Annotated in this window: 12 protein-coding genes; all 12 read left to right on the top strand. The window is 43.3% G+C overall.

What is annotated here, in order from left to right; all coding sequences use genetic code 11:
• Positions 1-12 precede the first annotated feature (12 nt).
• The 12 genes from DW743_RS08105 to DW743_RS08055 all read left to right on the top strand — a co-directional run bounded on the left by DW743_RS08105 (position 13) and on the right by DW743_RS08055 (position 16,381).
• Positions 13-423, top strand: a complete 411-nt coding sequence (locus DW743_RS08105; protein WP_004611541.1) for a DUF4313 domain-containing protein — start codon at positions 13-15, stop codon at positions 421-423.
• A 12-nt stretch (positions 424-435) separates the two neighbouring features.
• On the top strand, positions 436-948 hold the full coding sequence (locus DW743_RS08100) for a PrgI family protein (RefSeq protein ID WP_005340536.1): 513 nt from the start codon (positions 436-438) through the stop codon (positions 946-948).
• Positions 949-1,040: 92 nt separating this feature from the next.
• Positions 1,041-3,422 carry a VirB4-like conjugal transfer ATPase, CD1110 family gene (locus tag DW743_RS08095; protein WP_117761260.1) on the top strand — a complete coding sequence of 794 codons (2,382 nt, stop codon included), beginning with the start codon at positions 1,041-1,043 and terminating at the stop codon, positions 3,420-3,422.
• A gap of 123 nt (positions 3,423-3,545) precedes the next feature.
• A complete protein-coding gene (locus DW743_RS08090) occupies positions 3,546-5,441 on the top strand; it encodes a C40 family peptidase (protein ID WP_117528223.1) in 1,896 nt (631 codons plus the stop codon).
• A gap of 50 nt (positions 5,442-5,491) precedes the next feature.
• Positions 5,492-6,388: a hypothetical protein gene (locus DW743_RS08085; RefSeq protein ID WP_117568848.1), complete on the top strand. Its 897-nt coding sequence runs from the start codon at positions 5,492-5,494 to the stop codon at positions 6,386-6,388.
• 27 nt (positions 6,389-6,415) lie between these two features.
• Positions 6,416-6,634, top strand: coding sequence for a DpnD/PcfM family protein (locus DW743_RS08080; RefSeq protein WP_015567852.1), 219 nt, complete (start codon positions 6,416-6,418; stop codon positions 6,632-6,634).
• Positions 6,631-6,999 (top strand): hypothetical protein, encoded by a 369-nt coding sequence (locus tag DW743_RS08075; RefSeq protein WP_106492169.1) that lies wholly within the window; start codon positions 6,631-6,633, stop codon positions 6,997-6,999. Before DW743_RS08080 ends, DW743_RS08075 begins: the two co-directional genes overlap by 4 nt.
• A 798-nt stretch (positions 7,000-7,797) precedes the next feature.
• Positions 7,798-8,157, top strand: a complete 360-nt coding sequence (locus tag DW743_RS18450; RefSeq protein WP_106492170.1) for a TnpV protein — start codon at positions 7,798-7,800, stop codon at positions 8,155-8,157.
• A 158-nt stretch (positions 8,158-8,315) separates the two neighbouring features.
• Positions 8,316-14,666: a helicase-related protein gene (locus tag DW743_RS18785; protein WP_306793946.1), complete on the top strand. Its 6,351-nt coding sequence runs from the start codon at positions 8,316-8,318 to the stop codon at positions 14,664-14,666.
• A gap of 13 nt (positions 14,667-14,679) precedes the next feature.
• Positions 14,680-15,297, top strand: coding sequence for a class D sortase (locus DW743_RS08065; RefSeq protein WP_117477952.1), 618 nt, complete (start codon positions 14,680-14,682; stop codon positions 15,295-15,297).
• A complete protein-coding gene (locus tag DW743_RS08060) occupies positions 15,290-15,688 on the top strand; it encodes a hypothetical protein (protein ID WP_117477953.1) in 399 nt (132 codons plus the stop codon). The genes DW743_RS08065 and DW743_RS08060 overlap by 8 nt, the downstream gene beginning before the upstream one ends.
• Before the next feature lie 3 nt (positions 15,689-15,691).
• A complete protein-coding gene (locus tag DW743_RS08055; protein ID WP_117477954.1) occupies positions 15,692-16,381 on the top strand; it encodes a SpoVG family protein in 690 nt (229 codons plus the stop codon).
• Positions 16,382-16,421 lie beyond the last annotated feature (40 nt).

The following is a 16,421-nucleotide window of genomic DNA, read 5'->3' as shown; positions in this document are numbered from 1 at the left end:
AAGGAGGCAGAAATGGATAATGAAAAGAAACAGGTTACTTATAATTCAAGCATAACCGGAGAAACGCAGGTGACATTTGATATCCAGCAGTATATGAATAACAGGGCAATGTTTATCGGTCTTATGTGTAATGAAGATGGATATGAGGAGCCTTTTGGGGATGTGACTGTGAATTTGTCGGTTGCAGCACCAAATTACTGCGGATATCTGAATGTGAATGACATGCCGGATATTGAAAAGTTTATTACAGACAATGACATTGGAGAGTTTACAGGATTCACGCAAAGGAGCGGTTTCTGCGAATATCCGCTTTATCTGTTCAATGTAGATAAGCTTAGAGAACTGTGTCCGGATGGAATGGATAAGTATGAGGCAAATATCGGAATGACAAGAAAGCCGGAGACAAAGGATTTATCAAGATAGGAGGCAGGGACAATGGTAATCGAAGTAAACAAGGATATTGACCGCTATCAGGAATCGGTTGCAATGGGACTTACTGCAAGGCAGCTTATATTTTCCATTGCAAGCGTAGTGGTTGGTGGCGGTATCGTCCTTCTTCTTTACAAGTATATCGGTCTTACGGGTTCTGCTTATGTGGCAATTCCCTGTGTGGCACCGATTGCTCTTGGCGGATTCTATTCCTTTAATGGGATGAATTTTTACGAGTATATGGGAAAGAAACTGCATTTTATGTTTGGCAACAGGGCACTTACCTATGTATCAACAGAGGGAGAGCCTGCAATAAAGAAGTTAGAAGCAGAACAGAATGAACAGGTAAAGAAGAAAGGCAGAAAGGCTGAACCGGAGACTGTAACAGCTGATTCAGCTGTAAAGAAGCAGGAGGAGTTTGAAGCAATGAAGAAAAAGACGAGAAACATGCTGCTTGGACTTGTCGCAGTCATTGTGGCGGCAGCAGCTGGTATTGCAGCATATAAGGCAATGCATTAGAAATAAATAGTATCTGACCGCAAGGTCGGGAACACAGCCCGCAGGGTGAAGTTCCCGGCGGGCTTTCATTATAAGAAAGCGAGGTTAGAGACATGGGTTTATTTACAGACGGATTTAAGTTATTAAAGAAGGCGAGTGAGCCTTTGTATAAGACACCTAAATCCATTCAGGAAACCATAGAGATTATGGCGGTGGCTGAAAACGGCATTTTTGAAGTAAGCAAAAATAAGTATTCCAAATGCTACCGCTTTCAGGACATCAATTACACGACAGCAACCGAGGATGAGCAGATCGGTATTTTCGAGAGATACTGCAAGTTCTTAAATTCGCTGGACTGTAATTATAAGATTACGATCAACAATAAGAACAAAAACATGGATGAACTCCGTGACAAGGTTCTGATTGCTGAGAAAAATGATGGTTTCAATAATTACAGAAGAATTTACAATGACATCATTGAAGAGAAGATTATTGAGGGCAGACAGGGGATTGAGCAGGAGAGATACCTGACGATCACGATTGAGAGAAAGAACTTTGAGGAGGCGAAGGCACAGTTTGCTACCCTTGAGGCAACGATACACAAGGCTTTCATTGAGCTTGGGGCAGAGATTGTTCCGCTTAATGGCAATGAGAGACTGAAAGTGCTCTATGATTATTATCATCTTGGAGATGAGGGCAGCTTTGATTTTGATATCAAAAAGGCAAAGAAGGTCGGAGCAGATTTTAGAAATGATCTGTGCAATGGGATGGTGAAATATTTCCCGGACCATTTTGAGGATGAGAGTAAATTCTGCAAGGCACTTTTTATCAAAAAGTATCCGAGCAGTTTGTCAGACAGATTCATCAATGAGATTACTTCCCTTCCGGTTCATTCTATCACGAGTATTGATGTGGTGCCTGTTCCAAAGGATCTGACAACAAAGGTGCTTCAGAAAAAATACCTTGGTATTGAGTCGGATATTATCAAACAGCAGAGAGTTCGTAATAAGAATAACGATTTTTCTACGGAAATTTCATACGCCAAGAGAACGGAGAAAAAAGAAATTGAGGAAATCATGGATGACGTCCGTGAGAATGACCAGTGCCTTTTCTTCGTGGGAGTAACCATTATTCTTATGGCAGAAAGCAAGAAGGAGCTTGAGAGTGTATGTGAGACTGTGGAGACCATCGGAAAGCGTAACAGCTGCACGATTGATATACACTACTTAAAGCAGAGGGAAGCTCTCAACACAGCACTTCCGATTGGTGTAAGACAGGTGGAGACAATGCGTACCCTTCTTACTCAGTCACTTGCGGTACTTATGCCATTCAATGTGCAGGAGCTTAATGACAGCACAGGCAACTATTATGGTATCAACCAGATCAGCAAGAATGTGAATATCGGTAACAGAAAGAAGCTTATCAACGGAAATGGCTTTGTATTTGGTGTGCCGGGTTCCGGTAAATCCTTCTTCTGCAAGATGGAGATGGGCAGCGTATTCTTGTCGGGAGATGATGAGATAATCGTCATAGATCCAATGAACGAGTACTTTGATATAGCTGATACTTATGGTGGAACAGTGGTAAATATGTCTACCTACACGGATAACTATGTGAATCCGCTGGAGATGGATGTATGGAGCCTTGATCCGAATGATTCCAAGGGAATGGTTAGAGAGAAGGGCGAGTTTATGCTTGGACTTTGTGAGCAGTGTATCGGGGATAGTTTAAATTCAAGACAGAAGTCAATCATCGACCGCTGTGTGAGAAAACTGTATATCGACATTGCAAGGAGCAAAGAGAAGTATATCCCTGTAATGAGTGATTTTTACGATATTCTCATGGCACAGCCGGAGGACGAGGCAAAGGACATTGCACTGTCACTAGAGCTTTTCGTAAATGGTTCCCTAAATATCTTCAATCACCAGACAAATGTGGATGTGGATAACAGATTCACAGTATATGGCATCAGGGACTTAGGTACAGAGCTTAGTCCTATCACAATGCTTGTTATGATGGAGTCCATTCAGAACAGAATTGTTGAGAATGGTAAGCGAGGCAAGGCAACATGGCTCTATATTGATGAATTCCACGTCCTGCTTAATTCGGAGTATTCTGCAAAATATTTGCAGCAGCTCTGGAAGAAAGTAAGAAAGCAGGGAGGTCTTTGTACCGGTATCACGCAGAATGTGGTTGATCTGTTACAGAACTACACTGCAACAACGATGCTTGCAAACTCTGAGTTCGTGGCACTCTTAAAGCAGGCGAATACAGATAGTTCCAAGATGGCGGAGGTTATCGGGGTATCAGAGGCACAGCTTCGGTTCGTAACTAATACCTCATCTGGAATGGGACTTATTAAGTGTGGTTCGGTGGTGATTCCGTTTGATAATCAGATTAGTAAGGATACAGACCTTTACAGGCTGTATAACACCAATATTCACGAGAAGATTGCAGAACAGAAGAAACGTGAAATGCAGAATAATGTCGAATAAAGTTGATAGAGGTCGCAATTTGCGACCTCAAAGCATAGCCATCCGGGAAGCTGGGTGGCTGTTTTGCATTTTGAGTGAAAGAAGGTGAGAACATTGAAGATAAAGAAAGTGGATGACAAGCCAATGGTCATTCACACCAAGGAGAAAGCCAAGATTCATGCCCACGAACCGAAGGGAGCCAAGATTAAGGGGAGTAACATCTATACAGTAGAGAGAGGTCCTAAGACAGCTGGTGCAAAGGTAACTAATACGGATAGAAAGAAGTCATATCGCAAGAGTACCATTCATCAGTCAGAGTCGAAGAATAAAGGATTATCAAGATTTAAGCGAAACTATAGAGAATCTAACACTTCCATCAAGACCAAGAACACGAATCTTCACATTGCAGGAAGAACAGGTGCACTTGCAGCCGGGGCAGTAACGGAGCATGTGGAAGGTGGTCAGGAGGTATCGCAGGCAGCATATCTTGCATATGAAGCAAGCCGACCTGTTACCGGAACTGCTTCCAAGGGTGCAGCACTTTTCAGGAAAAAGGCGGCAGCCGAGGCAAAGAAGCGAATCAAGAAGGTAGATGCAGGAAAGAAGCTGGCAAAAAAGACAGCAAAGAAAGCTGCCAAAGATACTGCCAAAACCGTAGCTAAAGAGACGGCAAAAGAAACAGCCAAGACTACTGCCAAGGTTGCAGCGAAAACTGCTTCAAAGACAGCTGCTACAGCGGCAGGAACAGCGGTTGCACCGGGAGTTGGTACTGCAATTGGCATAGCAGCTGGATATGCAGCAGGTGTGTCCATAGAGGTCAAGGATGAAAAGATGACCAACCGGAGCAGGAAGATAAAATTCTTTCTGGATAAGATGAAAGCACAGGAGAATCAGACAGACAGCGTGGCAAAGCTGGTAAAGGATCTGATTGTGCGAAAAGCGATTACCTGGGTAAAGGCAGCGGCACCGATTGTCGGACTGGTGCTTTTATTACTTGTTCTTGTAGTTGCCATGATTGCGGTTCCGGTTATTGCGGCGATAGCAATCCTTTACAATTCTCCATTTGCTTTATTTCTGCCACCACTTGAATCAGGAGATACCGTGCAGACAGTAACGAGTGCTTATGTGCAGGAATTTAACCGGGATGTGAATACGAAAGTGAATGAGCATACCGGATATGACCTTGGAGAGCTTGTATATGTGGACTATGAAGGTATGGAAGAAAACCCAAGCAATTACTATGACATCATGGCTGTCTATATGGTCAAGCATGGTGTCGGAGATACTGCAACAGTCATGAATGATACTTCAAAAGGCTGGCTGCAGGCAGTTGTAAATGATATGTGTTCATACACCACAAGCACAGGAACAAAAGATGTGGAAGAAACAGATGCAGACGGTAATGTAACTACTGTCACGAAGTCGGTTCTGTATGTGAATGTCACACTAAAATCGTACAGGGATATGATTTCGGTCTATGGATTTAATTCTGATCAGGTGGAAATGCTTGAGCAGATCATGAGTCCTGAGTTTATGGGACAGCTTGGATATGCCGGAAGCGGAAGTGGAGGTGGAGGCGGCAGTCCGGGAGTAAGCTCCATGACTGAGGATGAAATCAATGCCATCCTAAACGAAATTACAGACAGCAGGCAGAAAACAGTCTGCTCCTATGCACTACACAGAGTTGGTTTTCCTTATAGTCAGGATTTAAGAGACAGCGGTAACTATTATGACTGCAGTTCCTTAGCCTATTATTCATGGAAAGATGCAGGCGTGGATATTAGTTATGGCGGTGCAACCACAGCGGCAGCGGAGGCACAGGGACTTGATGAAGCCGGAAAGACTGTCTCCTTTGATGAGTTACAGCCGGGAGACCTTATCTTTTACAGTTTTACAAGCAATGGAAGATATAAGAACATCAGCCATGTGGCAGTATATGTCGGAAATGGCAAGGTGGTAGAGGCACTTAATGAAAGTCTTGGTGTGGTCTACAGGGATGTGGCAAGCACAGGAAAGATTGTTGTGATAGGAAGACCATAACAGGAAATTTGCAGAGAGGGCATAGTCCCTCTCTGAGACTGGAGGTAAGAATGGATTTAAAAGATATGATACTGGTAACAGAAAACGACAGGGGAACAGAGACAAATATGCTGATGACTCTGGATGATTATAAGAGTTTTATAGCAATTGATGATATGTCAGAGCTTGCAGAAAATTTGTTGCAGCTTGGAAGGACACTTGGTGAAGCAGATAACTTCACAGAGTATTACAGGGCAGCAAATGTAACTGTATCTGCGAGATTCTGTCTGGATGATATTCAGCTCGGACATTTTCTTCAGGGATTTTATAACGATTCCAAAGAATTCCGGTTTGATAAAGAAGCCAGTTCTTCTGAATGTGTTGCAAAGCTTAAGGAGATTGGAATGACCGATAAGGGCTGGGTGGATGATTTTAACCTGCATTATGAAATGGAGAACCGCTCATTTGAAAGGGGACAGACATTTCATAACTTCAATGACCATGATTACATGGTGCTTGAAGCATTATCACCAAGGAATCTTGTGGTGATGGATATGAAGTCAGGTTCCCTTACAATCGCCCTTGGTGCGACAGAGTATAAGCGTTATCCGAAGGATGAGAAGCCTACAAAGGACAATACCACAATCGGGGTATCGTGGGAGCATGGCATTTATCTAGGTTCCACACTTTCAACTACAAATTTCAAGGCATACAAGAGGGAGTATGGCACACCGGAAAAGATAGAGGATATCTATGATTACAGGGCAAAGCTAAAGCAGAAGTTCTATTTTTATCAGGATATGTCAAAGGATGATGATGTACCAAAGAAGCTGCAGAATGACTTCCTTCACCAGATGTATGAGGATTTTGGAACGATTGAAGAGGACTGTTTTTACGACAGGCTGGAAGATGGAAAGTACGATGAAGGCTTTAAGGAAAGACAGGTAAAGGAAGAAAAGAGCCGGTGATGAGATTTTTACAGGAGGCGATATCATATGGAACAGGAATTTGATGTTGAGATAAAAGAAGTGCTTTCACGAGTACAGAAAGTAAAGGCAGAGTCGCTTGACGATGCCATCAATAAGGCAATGGATATGTATTATGCAGAGCAGATAGTCCTTGGAGCAGAGGACATGAAGGGAGTTGATTTTGCACCTATCAGCGAAAGTCAGCTCCCTTCTTCATTAAAAGAAAACGGAGGAAGAGCAAGATGAAAAGTGATTCAACAACAGTAATTAAGAACATGGAGTTTTTAGTAAAGGAACTTCATAAGGAGTGGGACAGATCGGGTGCTTCTAAGGCATCCGTTATTATTTCCCTTGAGGAAGTAGATGGTATCAATGATAAGTTAAAAGAGATTATCTATCAGACACAGAAGTCAGTCGATGAGGATGAGCTGACCTTTAAACAGAGCATTGCAAAGTCCAAGGAGTGCTATGTGCTTCTTCGTGTGGTGCGTAAGATTGCAAAGGAAAAGGATAAATGCGAAAAACAGGCAATCGACAATGAATTTGCAATCGAGCTGGATAAGGATGAGTTAAAGCTCTTTAAGGGATTGTTTGCAGAGATGTTTAAGTAGAGGAGGACAAAGGTATGGGCGTTGATATGAAGGTCAAAGCGATATACGATTCTGAAATTGGTAACATCACCAGAACAGATAAGAACTGGAAAGATGTTTTAAAGGTTGCAGGTCAGTTGTACCGCTATGAATTTGACAATATCGTTATGGTAACAGCTCAGAGATCTCCGGAGAGAAGCACACTTATGGCAGATTATGATACCTGGAAAAAGGTGGGAAGATATGTAAAGCGTGGTGCGAAAGGCTGTGCCATTTTCCCGTCAAGGGCACTGAATCCCCGTATGAGATATATCTTTGATATCAGTGATACCGGAGGGAAGAATGTTAAGCTGACATGGGACCTTGAGGGAGAAAATCTTAAGGATTATGTGGATTTTCTTGTGTCAGAAGGTCAGATTGAGCAGTACGATAACAGCGACAGGGAGTCTCTAAAAAATATATTAAAACAGTTTACAGGAACAGATGTTTGGCTTATAATAAAAGAAGAGTTCGGAGACCGAATGACCGAACTTATGCAGCTATCAGGTAGTGTGATAAAGGAAGAAAGTAAGAAACGCAATGGCTTACAGCAGGAAATGGACATGGAGCAGCTTGTATATGCAAGTGTCATGTATGCTGTAGGGACGAGATGCGGATTTGACTTATCTGTGCAAGAACAGGATTTTAGTCAGATCGTAAATATCAAAGACGAAGAGATCATTTACCGTCTTGGTTCCATTGTATGCGATGTCTCCTGTAGTGTTCTTAGAGAATTTAGTCGTAACTTAAAGGCAATCGAGAGCGAAAGGAGAATTGGATATGTTAGAAGAAATGACTTACAAGGAAGTGGACGGACTGCTTTATCCGCAGATAGAGATGCCGGACGAGACGGAGGATCTCACGAAGCTGGGCAAATACGGAAGGATGGCGATGAACTATCTAAAGGAGAACGAGCCGGCAAGATACAAGACGCTGATGAGATTCGGGAAGATGTACGAGAAGATGTCAGCGGTAGAGGAGGAAGCGAACCAGCTGTACGACCAGCTGGAGATGCAGTATCTGGCGAAGCACAAGCCACAGAATCCGTCATCGACAATGGAGATGTGGAAGATAAGAGAGCAGGCGAAGATGCAGGCAGAGGAAGTGGTACTGAATCAGATAGTGATGCGATTCCACTAGAATCAGATGATACAGAACTGAATAGGGAACTTGATGAAATCAATTCATTGGGTGTTAGTAAGGAAGCCGAATATACACAGGCTTCCTTTTTTTTCGACCAGAATGGGCAGGCAAGCATTGGCACTATTCATACTGAGGACGAAAACAATAATCAGTTTATGCGTCAGTTCGAGCAGGACAGAAAAGCTGCATTAGCAGGTAAATACAATTACCTGAATCCCAAAAAGTCTGCAACAGTACCAAGTGAGTATATCAAACAGGTGCTTATGAGAGGTACAGGTTTTATCGGTGGCAAGGGCAGGGTATGCAAGATTTTTGAAACTGAGATTGATGCAGGAACCAGGGCAAAGCGTATCAAAGCAGAATATGGTCAGGGAGGTGCAGGCTGGCCGGTTGACGGACTGGGACTGCACGGATATGACACATTTCATGGGAATGGACTGCGTTTTCAGTGGCGAGATGAGGATGGAGAGGTTGAAGGATATGTTTCGTGGAAAGATATCGAAAAAGAGCTTGGTGTCCTTATTCTTACAGGGGAATACCAGCCTGAGACACCTCGTATTGATGAGCTTGCGATGGACGGACTCCGTGAGGATGATGAGGTCATTGATGCCGAATACCGGGAAGTGGAACCGGAGGAGGCAGAATCAGAGATTGATGATTATGCAATACCGGATGAGCCGGAGAGCTATGCTTCTAACAGAGATTATGTAAGTGCAAAAGGCATGACACCACAGGAAACTGCCGATGAAGACCGCATGGTAACACAGGCAGAATATGGTGCAGAGATAGAAGCTGAAACAACTGAAAAAGATCCATCAGAGCTTCAGTATATTACACCGATTGATTATGCCAAGCGTATTGCAGAGCTTGATGAAGACCTGCGTGATGCGGCGGAGATTCTTGTAACAGATTGCAGCTGCTACACTCCGTTTAGGGCATTCCTTATGGATGTGGTGCAGTCTGATTTTGCATTTATGCCCAATAAACTTGACCTTATCAGGGATATTGCATTAGGGACAGATAATGCAGAAAGAAAGGCATATTCCAACAATAAGTATGGTCTTGTGGAGTACTCAATCAGAAGTGGATATGTGAAGATCAGCTATAAGAACAGGAATGGTGTGCGTAAGGAAGGTGCTCTCGACTGGCGTGAGTTATATGAGATTTTATCCTATATGGTAAAACAGCCATTTTACTGCGGAGAAGACCAGAAAAAGTATTATCAAGAGATAAAGCAGAAGGCTGACAGGGATAAGATGAATCCGGTCTATAAGAGATTCTTTGACATCGAGGATAGTGTAAAAGCTAATCGTCTTGAAACCAGGGAAAGAGCAATAGCGAATGGATGGGAAACCAAGATTGATGAGAATGGACATGTAGTTTCAGATGATGTGGTATCAGTATCTGTGGATGATATTCAGGCTGATACAGAATCACAGGAAACTGTAGATTTTACACCAAAGCAGGAACCAGTACAGCAAGTAGAAAGTCTTGAAAATGAGAAGAATGTTGCCGGGCAGACGAAGCACAACTTCCATTACAATCTCTGGGAAATGGAAAAAGGCGGTGCCAAGACCAGATATCAGTGGAATATGGATGCAATTCGTACTTTAAAGCAGATTGAATCAGAAAACAGGCTTGCAACACCGGAGGAACAGAAAACCTTGTCGAAGTTTGTCGGATGGGGCGGACTGTCACAGGCATTTGACGAGGAAAACGCAGGCTGGAGCAAAGAGTACAAAGAACTCAAAGAGATGTTATCGGATGAAGAGTATGCTGCAGCTAGGGCAACAGTAAACAATGCCTTTTATACTTCACCGGAGATTGCCATGTGCATGAACTCGGCACTTGTCCAGTTTGGTTTCAGAGGCGGCAATGTATTAGAACCATCTATGGGTATCGGTAACTTCTTTGGGAGTATGCCGGCACCTATGCAGAGAAGTAAGCTGTATGGGGTGGAGCTTGACAGCATTTCGGGAAGAATTGCAAAGCAGCTTTATCAGAATGCCAATATCAGTATCACAGGATTTGAGAATACCACATATCCGGATAACTTCTTTGATGTAGTTGTCGGAAATGTGCCATTTGGTGATTATAAGGTTTTTGATCCGAAGTACAACAAGTATAACTTCCGTATCCACGATTATTTTCTGGCAAAAGCACTTGATCAGGTAAGACCGGGAGGCATGGTTGCGGTGATTACCACAAAGGGAACACTTGATAAGGCAAATCCTACTATCCGAAAGTATCTGGCTGAAAGAGCAGAGCTTGTGGGAGCGATAAGACTTCCGAATACTGCATTTAAAGATAATGCAGGAACCGAAGTGACAGCAGATATCCTGTTTTTGCAGAAAAGGGAGAGAAAGATTGATATTGAGCCGGACTGGGTACACCTTGGTGTAACTGAGAATGGCATTGCAGTCAACTCTTATTTTGCAGAGCATCCGGAAATGATGCTTGGATCTATGGAATATGACACAAGGATTTACGGACAGGACAGCAGATACACAGTCTGCGTGAATGATGATGAGAACTTCAATATTTATGAAGCATTAAACAAAGCTATCGGTAATATCAAAGCCCAGATGACAGATTTTGAGAGAGTGGCAGATGAGGCGGAGCAGACGGAGGAAGTTATCCCGGCTGATCCGGATGTGAGAAACTACACTTACACATTTTTTGAAGGAAAACTCTATTACAGGGAAAATTCCGAGATGGTAAGAAAAGAAGTATCACAGACTGCCGAGGAGCGAATCAGAAGCCTTGATGAAATCAGACAGATAACAAGAGATCTGATTGATATCCAGATGGATGGCTGCAGCGAGGAGGAGCTTTCTGATAAGCAGAGACTTCTTAATGTAAAATATGATGCCTTCGTAAAGCAGTATGGAGCCATTACTTCAAAAGCAAACAGAATAGCTTTCAGAGATGACAGCGATTACCCACTTCTTTGCAGTCTTGAAGAAGTAAATGAAGACGGGGAGGTGAAAAAAGCGGATATGTTTTATAAGCAGACGATTAAGGCAAAGACTGTCATAGACAGGGTTGAGACTGCTGTGGAAGCATTGAATGTATCCGTCAATGAATTTGGATATGTAAATCTTGCCTATATGCTCTCTATCTATGAGCCGGATATTACTAATGTAAAGGAAGAACTTGCAGAAAAGTCCGGGCAGACAGCTGATGAGATAACATTTAGTGATGATGCTTTGGCAGAGCTTAGAAGGGCAGTTCTTGTGGAAGAGCTGGATGGATTGATTTTCCTAAATCCCGACCGCTACAACGAGAACAATCCCGACATCGGCTGGGAGACGGCAGACGAGTATCTTTCCGGCAATGTGAGAGACAAGCTTCGTGTAGCAAAGGCTATGGCAGCGGATACAGGCAATCCGCAGGCAGAAAAATTTGCAGGCAATGTGGCAGCACTTGAAAAGGTACAGCCGGAGTGGATTGAAGCCTCGGATATTGATGTAAAGATTGGCACGACATGGATTGAGCCGCTTGATTATGAGCAGTTTATCTATGAGCTTCTCAATACACCAAGACGGGCAAGGGCAGTCAGAAGCCAGTTTTACAATACAGGCATTCAGGTACACTTAAATAAGATGAGCATGGAATGGTTCATCGAGAATAAAAGCATGGATAAGCATTCAGTGGCGGCTACTAAGACCTATGGTACAAGCCGCATGGATGCTTATTCTATTTTTGAGGATACGCTGAATCTAAAGACAGTAACAGTCAGGGACAGGATTGATGACGGTGATGGCAGGTATCATTACGAAGTCAATAAGAATGAGACAATGCTTGCAAGGGAAAAGCAGAACATGATCAAGGAGAAGTTCAAGGAGTGGCTGTTTGCAGAGCCGGAGCGAAGACAGAAATATGTGGAGTATTACAACGAGACATTTAATAACATCCGCCTGCGTGAGTATGACGGAAGTCACTTACAGTTTCCGGGAATGAATCCGGCGATTGAGTTAAAGCCACACCAGAAAAATGCGGTGGCAAGAATTCTTCTTGGGGGAAATACTCTGCTGGCACACTGTGTCGGTGCCGGAAAGTCATTTGAGATGATGGCTGCCTGCATGGAGCAGAAGAGACTTGGACTTGCCAATAAGACAATCATGGTTGTACCAAAGCCGCTTATCGGTCAGACGGCATCAGAGTTTTTAAGGCTTTATCCGTCAGCAAATATCTTAGTTGCCACGGAGCGTGATTTTGAAAAAAGCCGCAGAAAGCAGTTCGTATCAAGGATTGCAACTGGTGACTATGACTGTATCATCATGTCACACTCACAGTTTGAGAAAATCCCAATCTCCGCAGAGAGAAAGGAGCGAATGCTTAACGAGCAGATTGATGAAATCAGCTATGCGATTGATGAGATGAAGGAGCGTAACGGAGAGCGATGGACTGTAAAGCAGATGGAAAGCCAGAAGAAAAAACTGGAGGAACAGCTGAAATCCTTGTCAGATGAGAGCAGGAAGGATGACCTTATTACCTTTGAGGAACTGGGTGTAGATTCTATTATGGTAGACGAAGCACATAATTTTAAGAACCTTGCGATTTTTTCCAAGATGAATAATGTGTCAGGTATCAGCAGTAGCGGAGCTAAGAAGTCAACGGATATGCAGCTTAAATGCCAGTATTTGTCTGAGATAAATGATGGCAGGGGTATTGTGTTTGCAACAGGTACACCAATATCCAATACCATGTGTGAGATGTATGTCATGCAGCTTTACTTACAGAAAGCGGCACTTGAAGAGATGGGGATTTATCACTTTGATTCTTGGGCAGCAAACTTTGGTGAAGTGACAACAGCACTTGAGCTTACTGTAGAGGGAAGCGGATTTCGTTTTAAGAGCAGATTTAATAAGTTTACGAATCTGCCGGAGCTTATGAATATCTTCCGTGAGGTAGCAGATGTGCAGACCGCAGACATGCTTGACCTTGATGTGCCAGCTCTCCGTGGCGGCAAGCCTATTATAGTGGAGTCGGAGCCTGACTGGTATGTGAAGCAGGTCATGGAAGACTTTGTTGTGAGGGCAGAGCGTATCAGAGGCGGTGGAGTTGATCCAAGCGTGGATAACTTTCTAAAGATTACCCATGAGGCAAGACTTCTTGGAACGGATGCCAGACTGATTGATAAGGATGCGCCGAACAATCCGGATGGAAAACTCAATAAGGTAGCGGAGAATGTATGGAAAGAATATGAGAAAGGAAATGCTGATGGTCATATAGGCTGCCAGCTTATTTTTTCGGACATCGGCACACCGGGACCAGATAAGGACTTTACCATCTACGATTATCTGAAAGAAACACTGATCCAGTATGGTATTCCGGCAGATGAGATAGCTTTTATTCATGATGCCAAGACGGATGCACAAAGGGACGCACTTTTTAAGGAGATGAGGACAGGTAAAAAGAAGGTTCTTATCGGTTCAACGGACAAGTGTGGAACAGGTGTCAATGTGCAGACACACCTTGTTGCAATGCATCATGTGGATTGCCCTTGGAAGCCTTCTTCTATTGAACAGAGGGAAGGACGAGGCATACGACAGGGTAATGAAAATGAAGAGGTGGCAATCTACAGATATGTCACCAAAGGGACATTTGATGCATACAACTGGTCGCTTGTTGAAAATAAGCAGCGATTCATCAGTCAGGTCATGACAAGCAAGGCTGTAAGCCGAAGCTGTGAGGATATCGACGAGGCAACACTTTCCTATGCAGAGATTAAAGCGGTTGCCACAGGCAATCCTTTAATCAAGGAAAAGATGGAGATTGACAATGATGTCCAGAGATTAAAGCTCTTAAAGGCATCCTATGACAATCAGAGATATGGCTTGCAGGATAACTTTATGATTAAGTATCCGAAGCTGATTAAGACAGCAACAGAAAAGCTTGCCAATGTAAGAGAGGATGTAAAGGCAAGGGATAAAGAGCTGATTGATAATCCGGAATTTGCCATTACCATAGGCAAAGTAACTTACACAGAGCGTGTGGATGGCGGAACGATGATGCTTGAAGCAATCAGTAAATGTAAGACCGGAGAGACAACTGTAATCGGTAAATTCCACGGATTTGAGCTGCTTGTGGAAAAGAACTTCCTTGGCATCAATTATATGGTGCTTCGTGGAAAGACAGAGTATAAAGCAGAGCTTTCCACAAGTCCTGTCGGCAGCATGGTGAAGCTGGAAAACCTGTTCAATGGACTCCATGAGAACATTGATTTCTTTGAAAAGAAGATTGAGCAGTACCAGAATGACCTTGAAGCATCAAAGGCAGAGTATGACAAGCCATTTGCGTACAGCAAGGAACTGGAAGAAAAGCTGGCTAGGCAGTGTAAACTGAATGCCCAGCTTGACCTTGAGAACGCAAAGGCTGTGGATGCAGACCTGAGCGGACCGGAGGAAGAAAGAGAAGCTGATGACAGAATGGAATCTGCAGCAATTGTAGCAGAGGATAAAGGTGCTTATCCAGCCGACAGAGAGGGCAGAACACGATAGGAGAGTGAATAATATGAGCATAAGAAAAGTGGTCGCAGGACTACTGATTGCAGCAGGGATTGCCATTATGGCAGTCCCTTTTTTCTGGCGGACAACCGGAGAAAAACAGACAGAACAGCTCATAAGTGAATTTGAGCAGACATTGGAGGATGATTACGATGAAGAAACAGATGTGGAGGAAGAGCAAACCTCCATTAGTAAAGAGGATGAAGCCATTCTTAAAGAAGGCGGTGTTATCGGCATCATTGAGATACCGGGCTTAGATATCAGGTATCCGGTAATGGAAGGAACCACAAGTAAAGTGCTTAATGCAGGGATTGGTCATATAGAAGAGACTGCAGGAATCGGAGAAAGTGGCAACTGTGTATTGTGCGGTCATAATGGCAGCAGATATGGCACATTTTTTACACCACTAAGTCAGATATCCATAGGTGATGAAGTAATGATAACCGACAAAAATGGGCTGAAGCATATCTATGAGGTAATAGAGACAGAGGTAGTAAATCCGTATGATAACAGCATCAAGACACAGGGTACAGAAAAAGAATTAACTCTTTTTACCTGTTCCCAGAAAGGAACCATGCGTTTTGTGGTCAGGTGCATTTATAAGGAGGCGGTGATGGATGAATAAGAGATACCGATTAGGTGAGATAGAAGAGGCAGTAGCAGAAATGGAAGAGCTAATTGACATCGAGGATGATATTGCTGAGATTGATGATGACTTTCAGATAGTCGTAAGCGGCTGGTCTGTGTATGTCGAAAGCCTGAATCTGACACTCAGACAGGGAATAGCCTGTGTATGGGATGCAGAGGAAGGATTATTTATGCCTGATTTTGATGTGACTATCGTGTATGAGGGGAACATTGAAACACAGGAGTGGCTCTATTACGAGCAGGATGGAATGGTCGTTACACTTGGCAACTGGCTTAATGGCAGATTGTCTTGTGAACAGATAGAACAGCTTTGGTGTGAGCTTATCATACCGGAGCAAAACAAAGAACAAAAAGAAAGCGAGGAATAGCATATGAAGTATTCAATTAAAGTAAACGAAGTAAGAGCAAAAGAGGGCAGCAACATCAAAGGATTTGCAACAGTAGTATTTGGTGATTCATTTAAGATTACCAATATTGCAATCCTTGAGAATAAGGATAAGGGAGAGCTTTTTGTATCAATGCCAAGATACCGCTCCAATGAGCGTGATGAAAGCAACGGTGTGATCTATAAGGATGTGTGCAATCCTATCACAGCAGAGTTTCGAGAGGAACTCTATACCAATATCCTTGATGCCTATGCAAGAATTAAGGAACCGGAGAAAGAGGAGACACAGAAGCAGGAGCGTACACAGGAAATGCCGGAGTTTTCCGTAACTGTAACACCTTATGAGAGGGAAGGTAGTAACATCAAGGGACTTGCACGCATTTATTTTGAAAACAGTTTCATCGTAAATAACATCAATATCGTGCAGGGCAAAGAGAAAATCTTTGTATCAATGCCTTCTTATAAGACAAAGCAGGTGGACGAGCAGGGCAAGCCAATCTACCAGGATGTCTGCTATCCGGTCACAAAGGATTTCAGGGAAAAACTCTATAATGAGATTATCTCTGAATATGAGAAAGCAAAGGATAAGAGCAACGAAAATGCAAGAGAGAGTGCAGAGAAACATCATGGCAATCCCGATAAAGAGAAGGACAAAGAGGCGACGCCCTTTCGATAATCAGTAATCAGAGTACAGGGGCGGCCAAGGCTGCCCCATT

It is taken from the genome of Blautia sp. AM28-27, from assembly GCF_003480905.1.
GTDB classification, from domain to species: domain Bacteria; phylum Bacillota; class Clostridia; order Lachnospirales; family Lachnospiraceae; genus Fusicatenibacter; species Fusicatenibacter saccharivorans.
This window is presented reverse-complemented; position numbering and strand designations above follow the sequence as displayed.

Excerpts from the sequence above, each read along its gene's own strand:
- DW743_RS08105 (WP_004611541.1), top strand. The coding sequence starts at position 13 with ATGGATAATGAAAAGAAACAGGTTACTTATAATTCAAGCATAACCGGA.
- DW743_RS08100 (WP_005340536.1), top strand. The coding sequence starts at position 436 with ATGGTAATCGAAGTAAACAAGGATATTGACCGCTATCAGGAATCGGTT.
- DW743_RS08095 (WP_117761260.1), top strand. The coding sequence starts at position 1,041 with ATGGGTTTATTTACAGACGGATTTAAGTTATTAAAGAAGGCGAGTGAG.
- DW743_RS08090 (WP_117528223.1), top strand. The coding sequence starts at position 3,546 with ATGGTCATTCACACCAAGGAGAAAGCCAAGATTCATGCCCACGAACCG.
- DW743_RS08085 (WP_117568848.1), top strand. The coding sequence starts at position 5,492 with ATGGATTTAAAAGATATGATACTGGTAACAGAAAACGACAGGGGAACA.
- DW743_RS08080 (WP_015567852.1), top strand. The coding sequence starts at position 6,416 with ATGGAACAGGAATTTGATGTTGAGATAAAAGAAGTGCTTTCACGAGTA.
- DW743_RS08075 (WP_106492169.1), top strand. The coding sequence starts at position 6,631 with ATGAAAAGTGATTCAACAACAGTAATTAAGAACATGGAGTTTTTAGTA.
- DW743_RS18450 (WP_106492170.1), top strand. The coding sequence starts at position 7,798 with ATGTTAGAAGAAATGACTTACAAGGAAGTGGACGGACTGCTTTATCCG.
- DW743_RS18785 (WP_306793946.1), top strand. The coding sequence starts at position 8,316 with ATGCGTCAGTTCGAGCAGGACAGAAAAGCTGCATTAGCAGGTAAATAC.
- DW743_RS08065 (WP_117477952.1), top strand. The coding sequence starts at position 14,680 with ATGAGCATAAGAAAAGTGGTCGCAGGACTACTGATTGCAGCAGGGATT.
- DW743_RS08060 (WP_117477953.1), top strand. The coding sequence starts at position 15,290 with ATGAATAAGAGATACCGATTAGGTGAGATAGAAGAGGCAGTAGCAGAA.
- DW743_RS08055 (WP_117477954.1), top strand. The coding sequence starts at position 15,692 with ATGAAGTATTCAATTAAAGTAAACGAAGTAAGAGCAAAAGAGGGCAGC.